Below are 18,898 nucleotides of genomic sequence, written 5' to 3' on the forward strand. Positions count from 1 at the left end.
GTCCCTGACGCCTGCATCCGGTCCCAGACGCCTTGCTGTAGGTCGAGCGCAGCGGTCAGGGGCCGGACATGACCCTGTTCCAGCCCTTCCTCGTCCTGCACATCTCGACCGGCATGGCCGCCGTCCTGGTCGGCTTCGCTCCGCTGCTGACCGCCAAGGGGTCGCGCGCGCATCGGCTGTGGGGCCGCGCCTTCGTGGTGTTGATGACGATCCTGCTGGCCTGCGCCTGGGTGATGACGGCTTTGCATTTCAACACCTATTTCCTGGCGCTGTCGGCGACCGCGTCGCTGACCCTGTTTTCGGGCGTGCGGGTGCTGGGGCGCAAACGGCCTGATGTCCGACCCCAGGATCGAGCCAGACCGCTGGACTGGGCGGCGACACTCGGCGCCCTGGGCATCGGCGTCTGGGTGCTGGCCTTGATCGCCATGGGCCGCTCGGACGGCCCGCCCGTGGTGTCTACCGCCCTGGCCTATGGAGCGCTGTCGGTCGCGGCGTGGGACCTGTGGCGATTTTCACGTCCGCGCGACTGGCCTTTCTCGCCCGACTTGTGGAGATACGAGCATCTGGTGAAGATGCTGAGCGCTCATGCGGCGGTGCTCAGCGCCTTTTCCGGCAACTTCCTGACCTTCCTGCCGCAGCCCTGGAGCCAGCTCTGGCCGACCGTCCTGTTCCAGTCCATGGCCGTGATCTGGACGGCGACCCTGATCCTGCGGCGCCGCGCCCGGAGGACACGCACGGGGCAGGCATGAGGCCGTCGGTCGCCGTCGTCATGATGGGGTTCGCCGCCTATTCCTATGTGGCGACGGTGGCGTCGGTGGCCTGGTATCTTCGGCGGGACCGGCTGGAACTGGACCTTTCGACCTCCCTGGTGTGGGCCGGTTTGACCTATGCGCCGTGGCTGGCCGTCGGCCTGATGGTCTGGCTGGTGATGCGGCGATGGGGCGCCGGCTGGAAGGCGGCGGGCGTCCTGACCGGGCTGATGATCGCCGTCGTACCACTGATCGCCGCGCTCGGCGCGCGGATCGACATGACCTTCCTGCATCTGGTCGCAACGCCAAGCGACTTGATCGAGCGGATCATTGATCGACTGCCGGTCGCCCTGCTTCTCTATACCGCGACCGTCGCCGTCGGCCTTGCCGCCGCCCAGTGGCGCAAGGCGCGCGAGGCTCAGGTTCGCCTCGACCACCTGACCCGCGCCCTGGCCCTCGCTCGCCAAGTTCAGCCCGACGACGCCCGCCTGCTTGTCTCGACCGGCAGAAGCCGCGCCTCGGTCGATCTTCGGGCGGTGGAATGGTTCGCCTCGGCGGGCAACTATGTGGTCGTGAACTGGGACGGGCGCGAGGGCCTGGTCCGCGATACCCTTCAGGCGCTGGAGACGCGTCTGGACACGCGCCTGTTCGCCCGCATCCACCGCTCCACTCTGGTCAATCTGGCGCGGGTCGAGGGTGTGCAGCCCCTGTCGGACGGGTCATGGCGGCTGACGATGCAGAGCGGCGCCGAACTGGTGGTCAGCCGCACCTATCGAGAGGCCGTTCTGGTGCGGCTGGGTCGCGCGCCTTAGGGCAGCCGCGCCAGGACCCGCAGCCAACCCTCGGCCTGGGCCAGGTCGATGGCCTCGAACAGCGGGATCGCCAGCAGGAAGACCAGGCCGTCGCGGATGGTCGTCAGGAAGAAGGACGGCCGCACCGACAGTTCCGCCTCGTCGCGCCACAGGGCGAAGTTGGGCCAGAAGCGCGGCGTGCGACCCCTGTACGCCGCATAGTCGGCGCCGAAACTCGCGCCCAGCCAGGCCTCTTCACGGCGCACCGTCAGATAAAAGACCGCCAGCGACGCCAGGGTGAACAGCACCGCCAGGGTCAGGTTGCCGCTCTGGGCGCCGATACCGAAGGCGCCGAAGAAGCTGAAGATATAGAGCGGGTTGCGGCTGATCGAATAGGGACCGCGCGAGACGATCTCGGCCTTCTTGCGACCGCCGATATAGAGCGAGCACCAGGCGCGGCCGACGATGGCGAAGACGATGGCGGCCAGACCCACGGCCTCGACGCCCTCATGCAGCGGGCTGTCCAGTCCGCTGGCTGATTGGGACACCATGGTCAGCGCGACGAGAGCAAGCAAGGCGGCGAGGACAGCGCCCTTGCGCACCTTCTGCACAGCCTGGAGGTCGAAGAGCTGGGTCGTGGTCATGAATGGCTCCGCTTTGGGTGCGACAGTCTGACGCGCCTTTCGTGACATGATCAAGGCCTAGATCAGCGGCGTCAGGATATCAGCCAATTCCGCCGGCCAGATCGTCTCGGTCGAGGCGCGGATGTCGGCGAGGCTCCACCAGCGATAGCCCACTAGGACGTCCCGCTCCTCCTCGGTCCAGCCGGCGGAGGACAGGACGAAAGCCTCCGTGCGCAGCAGGAAAAACCTCTGGTCCACATCGGCCATCCGACCGTCGGGCAGGCGGAAACTGACGCGGACCTGGGCGACCTGCGGTCCGGGGTCATCGACGATCAGGCCTGTCTCCTCGAACAGTTCGCGACGGGCGGCGTCCTCATAGGTCTCGCCCGGCTCGCAGCCGCCACCGGGGGTGGCCCAGAAGGCCGTACCGGCCAGAGCACCCTGGGAAAAGACGAAATGCAACAGCAGCACCCGCCCCTGCCCGTCCAGGATCAGCCACCGCGAGGTCGGCCGGTCGGGAAGGACGGGCGCGACCGCGTCGGTCACACCGTCACTTCTTGGCGCCGCCCTTTTGGCCCGTGCGGACCCGGCCGGAGCGCGAGACCTGGCGGGCGCCGCCGCGGGCGCCCTTCTGGACCGCTACCGAGGAGCCGGCCTTCTTGGACGCGCTGGACTTCAGCCCGCCCAGGACCTTGGGCTGGGGCTTGCGGGTCTTCTTCTGCTCCAGCGCTTTGCCGGGCAGCTTGGACAGCGCCTCTTCCTTCTCCGCCTTCTTGACGCGGCGCGGCGCGGTCTTGGCGTCGCCCTTGTAGCGTTCCGGCCCCGACTTGGCGCCGCCCTCTGCATAGGGGTTCACGCCGCTGGACTTGACGTTCAGGCGGATCGGCGTGCCCGGCAGGTCGAAGCTCTCGCGGATCGAGTTGACCAGATAGCGCTTGTAATGCTCGGGCATCGACTCGGCGCGGTTCGCCATCAGCACGAAGGTCGGCGGACGGGCCTTGGTCTGGGCGATGTATTTCGGCTTGATGCGCTTGCCGTCCACGGCGGGGGGCGGATGCCGCTGGGTGGCCATGGACAGCCAGGTGTTCAGGTCCTTGGTCTTCACCTTAACCGACCAGGTGTCATAGGCCTGAAGCACCGCCGGCATCAGGCGTTCGACGCCGCGCCCGCTGTGCGAGGACAGGACCACGAAGGGCGAACCCTTCAACTGTGGAAGCTTGTCCTCGGCCATGCCCTTCAGCTTGGCCATGCGCGCCTGGGGTTCTTCTTCCAGGTCCCATTTGGACGCGACATAGACCAGGGCGCGGCCTTCGCGCTCGACCAGGTCGGCCAGCTGCAGGTCCTGGGTGTCGAAGGCGTCGTCCTTGTCCATCATCAGGATGACGACTTCGGCGAAGGTGATGGCCCGGATGGTGTCGGCGACCGACAGCTTCTCCAGCTTCTCCTGCACCCGCGCCTTGCGACGCATCCCGGCCGTGTCGACCAGGCGGATGTTCTTGCCCTCGAACACCCAATCGACCGAGATGGAATCGCGCGTAATGCCCGCTTCCGGTCCGGTCAGCAGACGGTCGTCGCCGATCAGGCGGTTGATCAGGGTCGATTTGCCCGCGTTCGGACGGCCAATGACGGCGATGCGGATCGGCTTGTCCGGCTCGTCGATCTCTTCGACGAAGATGTCCTCGGACGCCGCGCGGATGGCCTTGTAGAGGTCGGCCATGCCCTCGCCGTGCTCGGCAGAGATGGCGACGGGTTCGCCAAAGCCCAGGGCGTGCGCCTCGCCGACGCCGCCGCCGCTCTCGCGGCTCTCGGACTTGTTGGCCAGCAGGATGATCGGCTTGTGAACCTTGCGCAGGCGCTCGGCGAAGATCCGGTCCAGCGAGGTGACGCCTTCGCGGGCGTCCATCATGAACATGACCAGTTCGGCGTCGTCCAGCGCGGCCTCGGTCTGCTCGCGCATCCGGGCTTCCAGGCTGTCGTCGGTGACATCCTCGTAGCCGGCCGTGTCGATCAGCGTCAGATCCATGTCGCCGATGTTGCCGTCGGCATAGCGCCGGTCTCGGGTCACGCCGGGGCGATCGTCGACCAGCGCGAGGCGCTTGCCGACGAGGCGGTTGAACAGTGTCGATTTGCCCACATTGGGGCGGCCGACGATGGCGACCTTCAGAGCCATGTCGGCTTTCTAGCTTAGTTCGGGCTGAAAATCAGCGGATGCAGATCAGCTGGCCGTTATCGGTCAGCACGTACAGGGCGCCGTTATAGGCGGCAGGCGCGATATAGGCAGGCGCACCCAGCTTCAGGGTCGTCTGCGCGGCGCCGGTCTTGGGATCGAAGGCCACGGCCTCGCCGAACGAGTTGACCATCACCAGGCGGTTGGACGCCAGCAGCGGACCCGACCATTGAGGGGTCAGTTCGCGGTCGAAGAAGCCGAAGAAGCCGCCTTCCTTGCGGACGCGCCCCTCGTTCAGCTCGCGGGTCCAGTAGATCTGGCCCGTATCGCGGTTTGCGGTGATCAGCTGACCCGCCTTGGACACGACATAGACGGCGTCGCCGACCGGCAGAGGCGCGTTCACACCCGTCACCGGCAGCTGCCACTTGGGTTGGCCCGAACGCAGGTCCAGCGCCGACAGGACGCCGGAGTGGCTAACGCCATAGACCATGCCGCGGCTGATGACCGGACGGCCCGCCACGTCGCGAACTTCCGACAAGGCGCTGGTGCGGCTGGTGCGAGACAGGGTTTCTTCCCAAACGGCCTGACCGTTCAGGGCGCTCAGCGCGACCAGTTGGCCCGAGGCGAAGGGGGCGACGACGGTCGTGCCGCTGACGGCCGGGCTGGAGGCGCGCATCACGCGCGCAGGCTCGGCGATGCCGCGATAGGTCCAGTCCTGGGCGCCGGTTGCGGCGTCGAAGGCGAACAGCTGGCTGTCCACATCGACCACGAAGACGCGATTGCCCGACACGGTCGGCGCGCCGTGGATCGGGGCGTCCACCTGCTGGGTCCAGACCACCGCGCCGGTGTTGGCGTCCAGCGCCGACATCGAACGATAGCCCGAGGAGACGAACACCTTGCCGCCGCCCACGGCGACGCCGCCGCCGAAGCCGCCGTTGCGATCACGGTCGGCGTTTTTGACATTGGCCTTCCACAGGACTTCGCCGGTGTCGGCCGACACGGCCGACACGGTCGATTCGCCGTCCAGCACGAAGATCTTGCCGTCGGCGGCCACGATGGGCGCCATGACGTTGCCGACATGGGCCGAGCCCTCGCCGATGTCGCGTTTCCATGCGATCTGGAAGTTCGGCGCGGCGATGACGTGCTCGACCAGGTTCTCGGAGGTGCCGCCCGGCTGGGTCCAGGCCGTGATCGCCTGGGGTCCCGGCAGGAAGAAGTCGCGGCCGGACAACGCGGCGGACGGCGCCAGGGTCTGTTCGAACTCCAGCACGGAAATCCGCTGACCGGCCGAGGCGGTCGCTCCGGCCTCTTCCTTGCCGCCCAGGCCGAACGGCAGGTTGCGGCGCACGGTGCCGCACGACGCGACCGTCGCGGCGACGCCGCAGATCAGCGCGACTTTCAGAACTCGGTTCATCGGGGGCGTCCTGTAAGGGGTCGTCACTATTGGGCGGCCGGAGCGGCGGCGGCCGCCGCTGCAGGCGCCGAAGGGGTCATCGCATTTGCGGCGCCGGCGGCCGGCGGCGGAGCCTTGGCGGCGGCGTCGATGATGGGCTTGATCGCGCCTGCGGTGCCGGCGTCGATCGATTCCACCGCGATCTGGGCGCGCTGACGCACCGAATCCGGCACATCCTGACCCAGTTGCAGCAGGACGAAGGCCTCGCGGGCCTCCTTGGTCTTGCCGTGCTGGAGGCGCGCCAGGGCCAGGGCCTCCTGGGCGAAGGCGTGCAGCGGACGGTCGTCTTCGGCCAGCGGCGTCAGACGGGCCTCGATATCGGCCAGCGGCGCGGTGTCCATGATCAGGAAGGCGGCCTTCAGCGCGGGCGGGTCCGACAGGATCGGATCGCGCGACGCCTTGGCGGCTTCGTCGAACAGGCGGACGGCGTCGGGGAACTTGTTGGCGCTGACGGCCAGACCGGCCTGCTGCTGCAGGGCCATGACCTTGTAGGCGCCGTTGCCTTCCTTGACTGCTTCCTCGAAGGCGGCGCGGGCGTCCATCGGCTTGTCGGCCCTCAGGGCCTCCATGCCGCGATCATAGGCCTCTGCGGCCTTGCCGGCCTTGTTGGAGTTCAGGCTGTCCCAGCCCCACCAGCCCAACGCGCCGATCAGGGCGACCACCAGAACCACGCCGAAAACGGGCAGCCAGGTCTTGGCCAGACGCTTCAACTTGTCGGAGCGAAGCTCCTCCTCGACCTGCTCGAAGACATCAACCACTGAAACGTCGCCCCAAAATCGCTAAAAGCAAACCGGCGCGGACCCTAGAAGGTCGGCTCCTCGCCCGCAACGTCGTCCGTTACTGCGAAGCCGGCTTTTTCGAGAAGTAGGTCTCGACTTCGGCAGGAAAACGGCGGGTTTTCACATCGGCGGCGAAAGCGGCGGCCGCGCGGTCGATCTCTGTGCGCAGATCGGCGTATTTGCGCACGAACCGTGGCGTCCAGTCGAACATGCCCAGCATGTCGTTTATCACCAGCACCTGGCCGTCGCAGGCGGCCGAGGCGCCGATGCCGATGGTCGGGGTGTCGATGGTCTCGGTGATCTCGCGGGCCAGCGATTCGGCGACGCCTTCGATAACGATGCAGAACGCGCCGGCCTCTGCCGTGGCCTTGGCCTCGGCCATGACCCGTTCACGCTCGTAATCGGTGCGCCCCTTGGCCTTGAACCCGCCCTCGGCCAGGATCGCCTGGGGCCGCAGGCCGACGTGGCCCATGACGGGTATGCCGCGCTTGACCAGGAATGCGACGATCTCGGCCAGCTCGATGCTGGTCTCCAGCTTCACCGCCTGGGCGCCCGTCTCCTGCATCACCCGCACGCAGTTGGCGTAGGCGACCTCCTTGCCGCCCTCGTAGGAGCCGAACGGCATGTCCACGACGACCATCGCGCGCTTGGCGCCCCGCATGACCGCCTGCCCGTGCAGGATCATCATCTCCAGGGTGACGCCCACCGTATTGGGTAGGCCGTGAACCGCCATGCCCAGGCTATCACCGACCAGCAGCACGTCGCAGTGCGGGTCCAGCAGGGCGGCCATCGGCGCGTCATAGGCGGTCAGGCAGACGATAGGCTCGCCGCCCTTGCGACCGGCGATATCGGGAACGGAGATCCGCTTCACGGTCTCCTGGGTTTGAATGGACATCCGGCGGGCCTCCTGTCTGAACGCGGTTCAGATAGGCCCGCCCGCCGGCGAAGTCACCTTCAGACGTCCTGAGACAACCGCGCCGCACCCGCCGCCAGCAACGCCGCCATGGCGCCGGCTACGATCCAGAAGGCCAGAACGCCCGCACCGCCGGACAGATCGACCGAGCCGACGCCCAAACCATCCAGTCCAGATTGCGCCGCGCCCTGCGCCGTCGCCGCCGCCGCGCGAATTCCCTGGTCCAGCGTCGTCTCGCCGCCAGAGGCGAAGTTCACCGTCAGGCCCTCGCGAATCGCCAGCGCCCCGCCGACCAGCCCGGCCCCCGTCAACGCCAGCACGCGCCAGCGCGACCGCTTCTCCATCCGCGCCTGCAACGTCGCCAGAAACAAGGCCTCGTCGGCCAATCGCGGGCTTTGCGCGAACAACCGCTCGATCATCGGATCGAATTCATCAGCCGACATGGATCGACCTCCCGTCGCCCTGCGCCGGTTGAAGCCGCGCGCGAAGTTTATCCAGACCACGTTTGACATGGGATTTCACCGTTCCGAGCGGCAAATTCATGGCCGCCGCGATTTCGGGATGTGACATGCCTGCGCCGTGGCACAGGGACACGCACACCCGCTCGGTTTCGTTGAGCGTCTTGAGCGCCTCGTCCAGATCCATCAGGCCGCCGCGATCGACCACGACATCCGCCTGATCCGTCTCGACCTCGGCGACATAGCGGGCCTCTTTGGCGACGCGCTTCAGATAGAGCCGCGCGGCGATCTTCTTGATCCAGCCCGCAAAAGTCCCCTGCCCCCGAAACTCCGAGCAGCGCTGAAACCCTTGCAGAAAGGCGTCCTGCGCCACATCGTCGGACAGGGACGGCGTGGCCCCCATCCGGCGCAGCAACCCCCGCACCGCCGACCCGTGCCGACGGACCAGTTCGCCATATTCGCGCCGCCCGCCGGCCGCCGCCTGGGCGGCCAGTTCGGCATCGTGGAAGTCTCTGAGTGTTTTGATCATGACGTTTCCCCCTTCCGGCGGACGTCAGTCTTTGTTCGGGTTGAAGAAGCCCAGGATGATGAAGGCGACGCCGATGGCGATCGGGATGCAGGCGATTCCCAGCAAGGGATTGGCCATTCCGCCGTTCCATTGGTTGCCGCCCAGATCGCTCAGCACCCCAAAGGCGCCGACGCCGATCCCGCCAGCCAGGCTGAGGACGCCCTTGCGCATATCCTTGGTCCGCGACGGCAGTCCCTTCTGCACATCCTTGGTCATGGCGTCGATCAGTTCAGCAGGCAGGGTCTGGCCCTTGTCCACCGCATGGCGGACGGTCAGTTGCATCTCGCGACGCTCGCGGTTCTTCAGGAACGACGGGCCGATGATCACGGCGACGATGGAGGCGAAAACAATGAAAACGACGACGACGGGGGTCATGGGATAATCTCTTCTGTGATCCTGCGGCAGCCTGATGCGGCGGCCTTCTGATCACAAGAGGCTGCAGGATGCGCTCACGGATGCGCTGCGGGACGTGAAATCTTCGTAAGGTCGCGCGATCAAGATTTCCGGAGGTCGGCCGACACCGCTGGACAAGCTGAGCCTTTAGGCAGACTCTCGGGATCAGTTCGCTGGCGTACGTGGTTCAATCTCTCACGCGAGGTCGCGATGCTGCTTCCCCAACTGTCCGCTCTGGGCTGGTTTCACACCCTGGGTAGCCTGCCCGCCGTCCCATTGGCGCTCTACCTTCTCATCCGATATGGCCGCATCCCGCCCGAGAAGATGGTCGCCAAGGTCTTCCTCGGCTTCATGTTCGTCGGGGCGCTGTCCGGCGTGCTGGTGATCAAGAGCCCGCCGGGCGTCGCCATCTCGATCCTCAGCCTAGGATCGCTGGTCGTCGGCGCGACGATCGGCTTCATCACGCCGCTGGCCCGGCATCGCTGGTGGATCGAGACGTTGGCGCTCAGCGTCGCGGTCTTCACCCTTTTCCTGCCCAGCGTCACGGAGACGTTGACGCGCCTGCCCGCCGGCGCCCCGATCGCCGGCAGCCCGGAGGATCCGCTGGTGGTGGCGTTCCAGCTTTCGCTCGTGGTCATCCTGATCGTGGGGGTGACGCTGCAACTGCTGTTCCTGCGGCGGCCGGTTCGGGCTACGGTCGTGGCCTGAGCTTCAACGGAGAGACCCCATGGCCCATGTCACCTATCGCATCGTCGAACACGACGGCGGCTGGGCCTATACGTCCGGCGGCACCTATTCAGAGACCTTCGCCACCCATGACCACGCCAAGGCGGCCGCCGTCCGCGTCGCTCGCGAACAGCGCGTCCCGGACGAGACCGCCGCCATCGAATACGAGACCGCCGACGGCAAGTGGGTGACGGAGAGCGCCGACGGCCACGACCGCCCCAGCACGGACGTCGAGGGCTGAACACGGCGTGATCCAGCGCCGCACGCTTCTGGGGGCCGCAGCGTTCGCGCCGCTGGCGGCCTGCGCCACCGTCCCGGCGGCTCGCCCCGCCGCCGGGCTAAGGCTCGTCACCTTCAACATCTGGCACAATCTCGGCGACTGGACCGCCCGTCGCCCGCTGCTGATCGCCGCGCTGAAGGCCCAGGACGCCGACGTCATCGCCCTTCAGGAAGTGCTGGAGGACGCCGCAGTCGGGCTTGAGAACCAGGCCCGGATGCTGGCGCGCGAGCTGGGCGGCTATCACGTCGCCTTCGTCTCGACCGATCCTGAGGGGGCGCCGCGCCGATACGGCAACGCCCTGCTCACCCGCCTGCCGGTGCTGGCCGAGGATTCGATCAAGCTGGAGCCGCTGGACGACTTCCGCACCGCATTACGTCTTCGCGTCTCGGTTCAGGGACGCCCCGTCGATGTCGTCGTCACCCATCTGGCCTGGCAGCCCGACGCCGGCCCGGTGCGCGCGCGTCAGATCTCAAGCTTGCTCAGTTGGCTGCCGCAGGAGGGCGTGCCGCTGATCGTCATGGGCGACTTCAACGCGACCCAGGAGGATTCAGGCCTTGCGACCCTGACCGGCCCGCGCTTCCTCAGCGCCCTGCCCCGCGGTAAGGTCGCCACCACCCTGAACCCGGCCAAGGGTCACCCCGACCGCGTCATCGACCACATCTTCGTCGAGCCGGAGTTCTTCACCCCCGTCGAAGCCCACATCTTCGGCGACACGCCGACTAACGGCGAATACCCCTCCGACCACTTTGGCGTCGCCGCGACCGTCCGGCTCAAGTAAGCGCGGCGGCATAGACCTCGGGCTTAAACCCCACCAGCCGCCGATCCCCCAGGTCCAGCACCGGCCGTTTGATCATCGACGGCTGCGCCAGCATCAGCGCGATGGCCTTGGCCTTGTCGATGTCCGCCTTGTCCGCATCCGGCAACTTCTTGAACGTCGTCCCGGCCCGGTTCAGCACCGTCTCCCACCCATGCTCGTCGATCCACAGCCCCAGCTGCGCCGCATCGGCCCCGGCCTTCTTGTAGTCGTGGAAGACATATTCGACCCCCTGCTGCTCCAGCCAGACTCGCGCCTTCTTGACCGTGTCGCAGTTGGGAATGCCGTAGAGGGTGTAGGTCATGGGTGTCTCGAAGGTCGTTTTTGGGCGAGTGAGTTCATAGCCGATTTCGACCGAGGCCGTGTAAAAACGCGCGGACCTGGTTTGAACCAGAGCAGGCATTGAGGCGCGCAGCGCCATTCTTTCAGGCTCTGATCGCTTCCATCAGAGGCTTGACGCCCAGCACCGCGATCACCCGCTTCATGTTGTAGGCCAGGATATGGAGTCCGATCTCGGTCTTCACGTTGGGCAGGCGCTTCATCAGGAAGTGGGTGTGACCCATCCAGGCCTTGATCGTGCCGAACGGGTGCTCGACCAGGCTTCGCCGTTCACGCATGGCTCGGGGCCTCAGGTCCATCCGGGTTTGCAGGGCATCGATCACCGCCTCATGCTCCCAGCGGGTGACCTTGCGCTCGACCGCAGGCGTGCACTGAGCCTTGATGCCACAGCCTGTGCAACTGGCCCGATCCCAGTATCGATGCAGCGTCATGCCTCTTTCGACGACGGTCATGTGGTACGGAAGCAGGGAGCCGGCCGGGCAACGGTAGACGTCTTGATCAGGCAGATAGACGAAGTCCTGCTTGCCGAAGCGTCCATTCGCCTTTGCGCCCGACGTCAGCGTCTTTGGCACGAAGGGCGTCGCGCCCAGGGCCTCACAGGCCAGGATCTCCTCGCCGGAGAAGTAGCCTCGGTCCGCCAGCACATCGAGCCTTTCCACGCCCATGGCGTCCTTGGCCTGACCCGCCATGTTCGCCAACTGTTGCTTGTCCGAGCCGGTCATCACCACCTCGTGGGCGACGATCAGGTGATGCTCGCCTTCTACGGCGGACTGGACGTTGTAACCGACGATGCCGCTGCCCCGGCCTGATGTCGCCATGGCGCGAGCGTCGGGATCGGTCAGGGAGACCTGGCCGTCCGGCGACGCCTCCACCTCGGCTTCCATGGCCTTGAGCATCGCCATCTGGGCGCGGAGCCGATTGATCTTCTCGACCAGCCTCACCGACCGTGCCTCCACGCCATCCCCCTCGTGCCGATCGGCCGTATCGAGGTCCTCGAGGTAGCTGGCGATGTGCTCGGCAACCTGCTCGATCCGCCGCTTCACCTTGTAGACGGTGAAGTTCTTGTCGCGGGTGTTCACCGCCTTGAACTTGGAGCCGTCGATGGCGACCAAGGCCGCGCCGAACAGGCCAAGCTGGCGGCACAGAACCACGAACTGCGCACAGGCCGCCTGGATCGCCGGACCATTCTCGCGGCGGAAGTCGGCGATGGTCTTGTGATCCGGCGCCAGCCGCCCCGTCAGCCACATCAGCTCGACGTTGCGCTGCGCCTCACGCTCCAGACGGCGGCTCGACTGCACTTTGTTCAGATAGCCGTAGACGTAGAGCTTCAGCAGCATGGCCGGGTGATAGGCCGGTCGGCCCGTCGCCGCCGGTGTCATGCCCTCAAAGCCCAGACCCTTCAGATCCAGCTCGTCCACGAAGACATCGACCACCCGGACCGGATTATCCTCGGCCACATAGTCGTCGAGACACTCGGGAAGCAGCGTCTGCTGCCGGCGATCTGCACCCTGAACGAAGCGGCTCATACCCACCTCCTGCTGACCGCAAGAGGCTAACCTAATTCGCTCGATCGGGAGGCGTTTTCACACAGCCTCGACCTATTGCAGACACTTGCGGCGTCCGCTTCCTGGAAGCGGGTGATGCACGCGCCTAGCTCTGCACTTTAGCCTTCACAAAGTCCCGGATCGCGCCCACTCATTGCCGGAGGCTCAGAATGTCCCAACTGGAACGCGATCTCATAAGCAAGGTCCCGGCCGTGACCCTGGGATTCTGGATCATCAAGATCCTCGCCACCACCCTGGGCGAGACGGCGGGCGACACCGTCACCATGACGATGAAGCTGGGCTATCTGGCCGGGACAGGCATCTTCATGATTATGCTGGCCGTGCTGGTCTGGCGACAGATCGCGGCCAAGCGGTTCCATCCCTTCCTGTATTGGGCGACCATTATCGCCTCGACCACTGCGGGGACTGCTCTGGCCGACTTCGCCACCCGGTCGTTGGGCATCGGCTATACCGGCGGTTCGCTGCTGTTGCTGGCCTGTGTCCTGGCCTCATTGGCGGCGTGGCGCTGGACCACAGGATCCATCTCGTCCGATGCGATCAGCACCCCGCGCCAGGAGGTGTTCTACTGGCTGACCATCACCTTCTCCCAAACGCTTGGCACAGCGCTGGGCGACTGGACGGCGGATACGGGCGGGCTGGGCTATGCCGGGGCGGCTATGGTATTCGGCGCCCTGCTGACCGTGGTTGCGGGTCTCTATTTCTGGACGAAAGTGAACCGGGTCCTGCTGTTCTGGGCCGCCTTCATCCTGACCCGGCCGCTGGGCGCCACAGTCGGCGACTTTCTGGACAAGCCGCTGGACCATGGCGGTCTGGCCTTCAGCCGTCCGCTGGCCTCCGCCGTTCTAGCCGCAGTGATTGTGGTTCTGATCCTGGTCCTGCCGCAGCGCGCCGGGCATCATTCTGCTACCAGCGTGGCGAACAAATGAGCTATCGCCCCCTTCGATATAGCCTGGAGCCTTCATGAATACGGTCGATCCCGATCACCTTCGCCGCGTTCAATTGATCCGCAAGGCTGTACTGGCCGCTTGCATCCTCGCCGTTTGCCTTCTCGCGGCGCTGTCCCGGACGCTAAAGGGCGAAGAAGGACTTCATGAAACCGTCGAGGCGGTCGGCCTTGCCATGATCGGCGTCTGCATCGTGGGTCGCGCCTGGTGCTCGCTCTACATCGGCGGCCGCAAGAAGGCCGAAATCGTTGATCGAGGCCCCTACTCCATCAGCCGGAACCCCCTCTACGTATTCAGCTTCATCGGCGCGTTCGGCATGGGAGCCCAGACCGGCTCCATCATCCTGTCTTTCACCTTCCTGCTCATCGCCTACGCCGTCTTCTACGCAACGGTCCGACGGGAAGAGGAATGGCTGGGTGCGGTCTTCGGCGAACCCTATGCGGACTATGTCGCCCGCACGCCGCGCTTCTGGCCGGACTTCAGCAAATGGCGCGACCAGGAAATTCTGGAGATCCGACCGTCCTTCTTCCTAACCACGCTGAGGGATGGGCTCGCGTTTCTTCTGGTCATTCCACTCTTCGAGGCCCTGGAACACGCGCAAGATGTTGGCTGGGTTAAGGCGCTCTTCACGCTACCCTGACAGCGTTTCAATGGCCGCCTTCCACCCCTAGCTGACATTAGAAATGTCCGTCTTAAGGTGCGCATTCCGCATAGGACCAAGTTGATACCGACAACGGCCTTCACGCCTCTCGCATCCTAGTCCTGCAACCGATCCGCCGCTTTTTCAGTCACTTCACGCTTACCATCGTCAATCGACCCGACACCCCTCAAAACCGACGTATAATCCCGGCCGGTCTTTGAAAACGTCAACGCCATTGCGAGGTGCACTTTCTTGCACCTTGCACGGTTTTTCGCCGTTGCAGTGCAGCTTCGCCTGCCGCCGATTTCAGACGAAGTGCACAGATTGCACCCTGTTTTTTCCACGCCGCGTCAGGCCGGCGAACCGCACCCTCTGCAAATAGGATCACGTCGATAACAGTGTATGGTGAAATCTTTCCTGGAGAAGATCGCCATGGATCGCCGCAGCTTCGTCGCCATCGCCTCGATGGGCGCACTGATCAGTTCCTCAGCCTCCGCCGCCACTTCGACCGATGACGCGCGGGCGGTCACGGACCTCCTGACGGAATTTCAGGCGTCCTGGAACGCCGGCGACGCCGCCAGAATGTTCCGCCTGGCGACCGACGACATTCACTGGGTCAACATCGTCGGCATGCACTGGCAGGGCAAGCCGCAGGCCGAACTAGCGCACCGGATTTATCTGGAGACGATGTTCCGCGGCGTGCCGCTGACCCTCGAAGAGGTCGAGAGCATCGTGCCCCTGGGCGCCGATGCGCTCATCGTCGTCGCGCGGTGGAACATGGGCGCCTTCACGCCGCCGGATGGACAGGCAGTCCCGCCTTCAAAGGACCGGATGTCGCTGGTCCTGCACCGGACCAGCGCGGGGCTTCGGATCGCCCATGGCGCCAACGTGCAGATTAACCCGGCCGTTCAGCAGTTCGATCCGGCCAAGGGAAAGCCACCCGCCTGAGGGGTCGGCGCAGCCGCTTCCCATCCCAAGCCCGCGACCAATCCGCTGCGTTTTCAGAACCCTGGAACCCAGCAGCATCAATCGACCTGACGCACCTTCAAATCGCGCTACAATCTTGGCCGGTCTTTGAAACGTCAGCACTCTGGCAATTGCACCTTCTTGCACTTTGCACTCATTTTCGGGGTGCAGTGCAATTTCGTCCACCGCCGATTTCAGACGAAGTGCACAGATTGCACCCTTTTTTTCGGGGTGGTCCGCCTAGGCCGCGACCCCGGCGATCACACCGATCACGGTCACGATCAACGTCCCCAACGCCCCCGACAGGCCTATGGCTGCGAACAGGATCAAGGCCTTGCCGACGCCCGGCAGGACCCCGCGATACCACCGTCCCCGTCCCATGCGCAGGAAGGCGGCGAAGCCCAGAACCACCATCAGCAGGCTGGCGATCAGGGCGGCCGGCCCCGTCCCGAACACGAACCAGGACAGCGGCAGCATCGGCACGGTCCAGGCGTTCAGATAGGCGAAGGACGCCCGAAACCCCCGGCGCAGGCCCAGGTCTTCAGCGTCCCACAACCGAAACAGCGGCATCGCCGCCAAGGCGTAGAGGGGGGCCATCACAGGTATGGTCAGGAACGACATCCATCCGTCGGCGTCCGCCATGAAGGCGTCGCGCGACTTGCCGGCCTGTTCCAACAGGGGGCTCAGCATCTCCGCCGGCATGCTGTCCAGATAGCCGCTCAACCCGCCCTTCAGAAAGACGATCAGCATGATGATCGCGTTCAGCGTCAGATACAGCTTCAGCGGCTTGGCGTAGCGCCCGCCCCCGGTCGGCCCTTCGATCATCCAGGCCTGCAGCACCAGGCGCGGCCGGACTAGCAGGTCGCGCGCCGTGCGCACCTCGGCCCCGCCAAAGCCCAGCGTATCCTCCGACAGGTCCTTGATCGCCTGTTTGCGCGTCGTCTCGCCGTCGGTCATCGGATTCTCCCCAGGGGGATGCATACACCGCCCGGTTGACCGCGCAAGCCGACGATCAGAACCGCTTCGTCAGGCCGACGCTGAACACCCGACCGCGCGGGTCGGCGACCACCGGGTCGTAACCCAGGGCGAACTGCGCCAACGGCGGCGCCTTGTCGGCGACATTGACCACCCCGACCGCCAGATCGAGATCGGCGCCTATGGTGCGGCTGTAGAGCAGATCGACCGTCGTCTGGCTGGCGATGCTGGCGTCCGTGATCCCGCTGCGGTCGTTGGCGTAGCCGTCGGTATAGTGGACCAGAGCCGTGACCGCATGCGCGCCGCCGCTCCAGCCCAGGGCGAACTCCCCGCGATTGCGCGGCAGGGACCGGCCGATGTTGTTCAGATTGGTCGAGCCGACCCCCGACACCCGGGCCGCCGACGCATTCAGCCGGATGTCGTAGGCGTCCACATAGGTCCAGGTCGCCGACGCCGACGCCTCCCCGCCCCACAGGCCGTGGCGATAGCGGGCGGACAGGTCGATCCCTTGCGTATCGATGGACGAAGCGTTGACGAAATAGAGCTGGACGAAGGTCAGGGCGCCGCTGGGCGAGCGGGTGATGCGGTCCTGCGCGTCCGTGCCGCTCAGCCCCCCGGCCGTGTCCGCCGCCGCCTGATCGATGATGGCTTGCGCCGACTCCTTGACCACTTGGTCGGTGTAGTCGAACCGCCAGGCGTCGAGGCCCAGCTCCAGCCCCTCTATCGGCGCCCATACCGCGCCCAGGCTGAGGCTTTCGGACTTCTCGGGCTTCAGGTCGGCCCGGCCCGAGGTCAGGGTGTTGACGAAGACGAAGGCGCCCCGGTCGAACACCGACGGCTGCGACGCCTGGGCGCCCGACTGGGCATAGACCGATGGGGCGCGGAACCCCTGCCCCCAGGACGCGCGCAGAGCCAGGGCGTCGGTGACGTCCCAGCGGATGGCGGCCTTGGGACTGAACCGGCCCTCGTCGCCGTCGTAGGATTCGTAGCGGCCGGCCAGCTGCGCCTCGATCCGGTCGCCCAGATGAATGCGCGCCTCGGCGAAGGCCGCCAGCGCCTCCTGATCGCCCTCGAAGTCGGGCGACACGCCCGCCGTCAGAAGGTCGCCCGCATTGACCAGATCGCTCCAGTCGTGGCGGAAGGCGCTGCGGCGATACTGGGCGCCGACCGCGACATCGACCGACCCGTCTTTCCAGGCGAAGGCCTCGCCGCTGGTCGAGGCGTCCACCGTCGTCAGGGTCGAGGCGCCCCGCAGGCCGGTCGAGCCGATCAGGCTGTCGATCAGGGCTGTGCTGTTGGCCGTGCCGGTCCCCAGATAGGCGCTGCCGAACGGGTTGAAATACTGACAGGCCCCGACGCCGGGCGCCCCAGTCGCCGGGTTGCAGCCCGCCCCGCCCAGGCCGTTCAGCGCATTCTGCAAGGCGCTGCCGAGGGTGTCGGGCTTGTCGTATGCGACGTGCTGACGGCTTCTGGTCGCCGCCAAGTTCCATGTCCAGCCGTTGGAAAACCGCCCGTCCAGACCGCCGGCGATGCGCCAGGTCCGGTAGTCGAACTCCGCCTGCGACGCCCCTGCCTCGGCGCCCAACAGACGCCCCCGGAACAGGACCGTCTCGCCGAACGGGTTGTCGGGATGCGACGCCGGCACCGTCAGCGAACGCGCCAGGATCGGCAACGACGGCGACTGGCGCGCGATGGTGTTCGTCGCCGACCAGGCCGCCTGCAGCGACAGGGTCATGTCGCCCACAGGCCGACGATAGTCCGCGAACGCTTGCGTCCGCGTCTCCTCCGGCGTCAGGTCGAAGAAGTCGGAATAGTCCAACCGGCAGAACGTGTCGGTCGGCGCGTTCAGATAGGCGCTGCCGAACGCCGGGTCGCCGCACGCCGGGTCGGGCGAGAACCCGTTGCGGCTGGGCCGGAAATAGGATCCCGGCTGACCATAGCTGGTCACGGCGGTCCAGGCCGCGCGGCCATAGCGTTCGGCCTGGGTGAAGTCCCGCTCGTCCGACCCCAGGGCCGATCGGTGGAAATGCGAGGCCGCCAGCGTCAGGTCGCCGCCAAGCAGTTTCAGCCCGCCGATGGCCTCGATCACACTCTCTTCCGACCCGTCGGCGACGGCGTATTTGGCGCTGACCTCGGGCCGGGCGACATCGCGACGGGTGATGAAGTTGACCACGCCCGCCACCGCGTCCGAGCCATAGACGGCCGAGGCGCCGTCCTTGACCACCTCGACCCTTTGCAGAGCGATCATCGGCACGAGCGAGTTGATATCGACGAAGCCCGAACCGTCCGTCGCAACCACGGCGCTGTTGGTCCAGCGCTGACCGTCCACCAGCACCAGCGTCGAACCCAGGCCCAGATTGCGCAGGTTGAACTGGGCCGTGCCCGAGCTCTGCGGCTGGTTCAACTGATCGACCTGGGCCTCCGATCCCGAGTTGGCGGTCACCAGCCGCACCAGCTGCGAGGCGTCGGCGATTCCGGCGGCGGCGATGGTCTGGCGGCCCACCGTCTCGACCGGCGCGATCCGGTCCCCGCCCGCGATCCGCGAACCGGTGACGACGATGTCGTCCACGCGCGAAGTCTCTTGCGCCTGCACGGCCCCGGCAATGGTCAGCCAGGCGAACGAAGCCGTCGCCATCAGGATTTTGCGCTGCGTCATGTCGTGGTCCCCGCGATCTTTGGCGGGCTTCTATCCAGCGGCGCCGTTTTGCGAAAGTGTAATTTTGCAGTTTTGCAAATTGACTCCCGTCCGCGCCGG

21 protein-coding genes are annotated in these 18,898 nt (G+C 66.2%); 8 read left to right on the plus strand and 13 right to left on the minus strand.

Annotation, left to right across the window (positions count from 1 at the left end):
- The first annotated feature begins 68 nt into the window (after nucleotides 1-68).
- Both ACZZZD_RS04995 and ACZZZD_RS05000 read left to right on the plus strand, forming a co-directional pair.
- On the plus strand, nucleotides 69-749 hold the full coding sequence (locus tag ACZZZD_RS04995) for a DUF2306 domain-containing protein (RefSeq protein WP_463433177.1): 681 nt from the start codon (nucleotides 69-71) through the stop codon (nucleotides 747-749).
- Nucleotides 746-1,561 (plus strand): LytTR family DNA-binding domain-containing protein, encoded by an 816-nt coding sequence (locus tag ACZZZD_RS05000; protein WP_463433179.1) that lies wholly within the window; start codon nucleotides 746-748, stop codon nucleotides 1,559-1,561. The genes ACZZZD_RS04995 and ACZZZD_RS05000 overlap by 4 nt, the downstream gene beginning before the upstream one ends.
- Here the strand turns inward: ACZZZD_RS05000 and ACZZZD_RS05005 are convergent.
- The 9 genes from ACZZZD_RS05005 to ACZZZD_RS05045 form a co-directional block, all read right to left on the minus strand.
- Nucleotides 1,558-2,184 (minus strand): methyltransferase family protein, encoded by a 627-nt coding sequence (locus ACZZZD_RS05005; RefSeq protein WP_463433181.1) that lies wholly within the window; start codon nucleotides 2,182-2,184, stop codon nucleotides 1,558-1,560. The genes ACZZZD_RS05000 and ACZZZD_RS05005 overlap by 4 nt on opposite strands.
- Before the next feature lie 57 nt (nucleotides 2,185-2,241).
- On the minus strand, nucleotides 2,242-2,709 hold the full coding sequence (locus tag ACZZZD_RS05010; protein ID WP_463433183.1) for an NUDIX hydrolase: 468 nt from the start codon (nucleotides 2,707-2,709) through the stop codon (nucleotides 2,242-2,244).
- A 4-nt stretch (nucleotides 2,710-2,713) separates the two neighbouring features.
- On the minus strand, nucleotides 2,714-4,333 hold the full coding sequence (gene der, locus ACZZZD_RS05015; protein ID WP_463433185.1) for a ribosome biogenesis GTPase Der: 1,620 nt from the start codon (nucleotides 4,331-4,333) through the stop codon (nucleotides 2,714-2,716).
- A gap of 31 nt (nucleotides 4,334-4,364) precedes the next feature.
- Nucleotides 4,365-5,744, minus strand: a complete 1,380-nt coding sequence (locus ACZZZD_RS05020) for a PQQ-binding-like beta-propeller repeat protein (RefSeq protein ID WP_463433187.1) — start codon at nucleotides 5,742-5,744, stop codon at nucleotides 4,365-4,367.
- 26 nt (nucleotides 5,745-5,770) lie between these two features.
- A complete protein-coding gene (locus ACZZZD_RS05025; RefSeq protein WP_463433189.1) occupies nucleotides 5,771-6,541 on the minus strand; it encodes a tetratricopeptide repeat protein in 771 nt (256 codons plus the stop codon).
- A gap of 79 nt (nucleotides 6,542-6,620) precedes the next feature.
- On the minus strand, nucleotides 6,621-7,457 hold the full coding sequence (gene panB, locus ACZZZD_RS05030) for a 3-methyl-2-oxobutanoate hydroxymethyltransferase (RefSeq protein ID WP_159850638.1): 837 nt from the start codon (nucleotides 7,455-7,457) through the stop codon (nucleotides 6,621-6,623).
- Nucleotides 7,458-7,516: 59 nt separating this feature from the next.
- Nucleotides 7,517-7,918, minus strand: coding sequence for a hypothetical protein (locus tag ACZZZD_RS05035; protein ID WP_463433192.1), 402 nt, complete (start codon nucleotides 7,916-7,918; stop codon nucleotides 7,517-7,519).
- Nucleotides 7,908-8,462 carry an RNA polymerase sigma factor gene (locus tag ACZZZD_RS05040; protein WP_463433194.1) on the minus strand — a complete coding sequence of 185 codons (555 nt, stop codon included), beginning with the start codon at nucleotides 8,460-8,462 and terminating at the stop codon, nucleotides 7,908-7,910. The genes ACZZZD_RS05035 and ACZZZD_RS05040 overlap by 11 nt, the downstream gene beginning before the upstream one ends.
- Before the next feature lie 24 nt (nucleotides 8,463-8,486).
- Entirely contained in the window at nucleotides 8,487-8,876 is a 390-nt protein-coding gene (locus ACZZZD_RS05045; RefSeq protein ID WP_463433196.1) for a DUF6249 domain-containing protein, read from the minus strand.
- A 228-nt stretch (nucleotides 8,877-9,104) separates the two neighbouring features.
- Between ACZZZD_RS05045 and ACZZZD_RS05050 the strand changes: the two genes are divergently transcribed.
- From ACZZZD_RS05050 to ACZZZD_RS05060, 3 genes are read left to right on the plus strand one after another with little or no spacing between them, the layout of a single operon-like run.
- The gene (locus ACZZZD_RS05050) at nucleotides 9,105-9,602 is read left to right on the plus strand and encodes a hypothetical protein (RefSeq protein ID WP_463433198.1); all 498 of its coding nucleotides are present in this window, start codon (nucleotides 9,105-9,107) and stop codon (nucleotides 9,600-9,602) included.
- Nucleotides 9,603-9,621: 19 nt separating this feature from the next.
- Nucleotides 9,622-9,861, plus strand: coding sequence for a DUF2188 domain-containing protein (locus ACZZZD_RS05055; protein WP_463433200.1), 240 nt, complete (start codon nucleotides 9,622-9,624; stop codon nucleotides 9,859-9,861).
- Nucleotides 9,862-9,868: 7 nt separating this feature from the next.
- Entirely contained in the window at nucleotides 9,869-10,678 is an 810-nt protein-coding gene (locus tag ACZZZD_RS05060) for an endonuclease/exonuclease/phosphatase family protein (protein ID WP_463433202.1), read from the plus strand.
- Here ACZZZD_RS05060 and ACZZZD_RS05065 read toward each other — a convergent pair.
- Nucleotides 10,671-11,018 carry an ArsC family reductase gene (locus ACZZZD_RS05065; protein WP_463433204.1) on the minus strand — a complete coding sequence of 116 codons (348 nt, stop codon included), beginning with the start codon at nucleotides 11,016-11,018 and terminating at the stop codon, nucleotides 10,671-10,673. The two genes, ACZZZD_RS05060 and ACZZZD_RS05065, sit on opposite strands and share 8 nt — an antisense overlap.
- Before the next feature lie 121 nt (nucleotides 11,019-11,139).
- Nucleotides 11,140-12,579 (minus strand): IS1182 family transposase, encoded by a 1,440-nt coding sequence (locus ACZZZD_RS05070; protein WP_463432959.1) that lies wholly within the window; start codon nucleotides 12,577-12,579, stop codon nucleotides 11,140-11,142.
- Nucleotides 12,580-12,767: 188 nt separating this feature from the next.
- Between ACZZZD_RS05070 and ACZZZD_RS05075 the strand changes: the two genes are divergently transcribed.
- The 3 genes from ACZZZD_RS05075 (at nucleotide 12,768) to ACZZZD_RS05085 (ending at nucleotide 15,150) form a co-directional block, all read left to right on the plus strand.
- Complete coding sequence (locus ACZZZD_RS05075; RefSeq protein WP_463433206.1) at nucleotides 12,768-13,544, plus strand: COG4705 family protein; 777 nt, start codon at nucleotides 12,768-12,770, stop codon at nucleotides 13,542-13,544.
- Nucleotides 13,545-13,578: 34 nt separating this feature from the next.
- Nucleotides 13,579-14,202, plus strand: coding sequence for a methyltransferase family protein (locus ACZZZD_RS05080; RefSeq protein ID WP_463433208.1), 624 nt, complete (start codon nucleotides 13,579-13,581; stop codon nucleotides 14,200-14,202).
- Nucleotides 14,203-14,604: 402 nt separating this feature from the next.
- Entirely contained in the window at nucleotides 14,605-15,150 is a 546-nt protein-coding gene (locus ACZZZD_RS05085) for an SgcJ/EcaC family oxidoreductase (protein WP_463433210.1), read from the plus strand.
- Nucleotides 15,151-15,408: 258 nt separating this feature from the next.
- Here ACZZZD_RS05085 and ACZZZD_RS05090 read toward each other — a convergent pair whose 3' ends face one another.
- Nucleotides 15,409-16,125: a hypothetical protein gene (locus ACZZZD_RS05090; RefSeq protein WP_463433212.1), complete on the minus strand. Its 717-nt coding sequence runs from the start codon at nucleotides 16,123-16,125 to the stop codon at nucleotides 15,409-15,411.
- 55 nt (nucleotides 16,126-16,180) lie between these two features.
- Nucleotides 16,181-18,799 (minus strand): TonB-dependent receptor domain-containing protein, encoded by a 2,619-nt coding sequence (locus tag ACZZZD_RS05095; RefSeq protein WP_463433214.1) that lies wholly within the window; start codon nucleotides 18,797-18,799, stop codon nucleotides 16,181-16,183.
- Nucleotides 18,800-18,898 lie beyond the last annotated feature (99 nt).

The organism is Brevundimonas sp. AC546 (assembly GCF_979258305.1).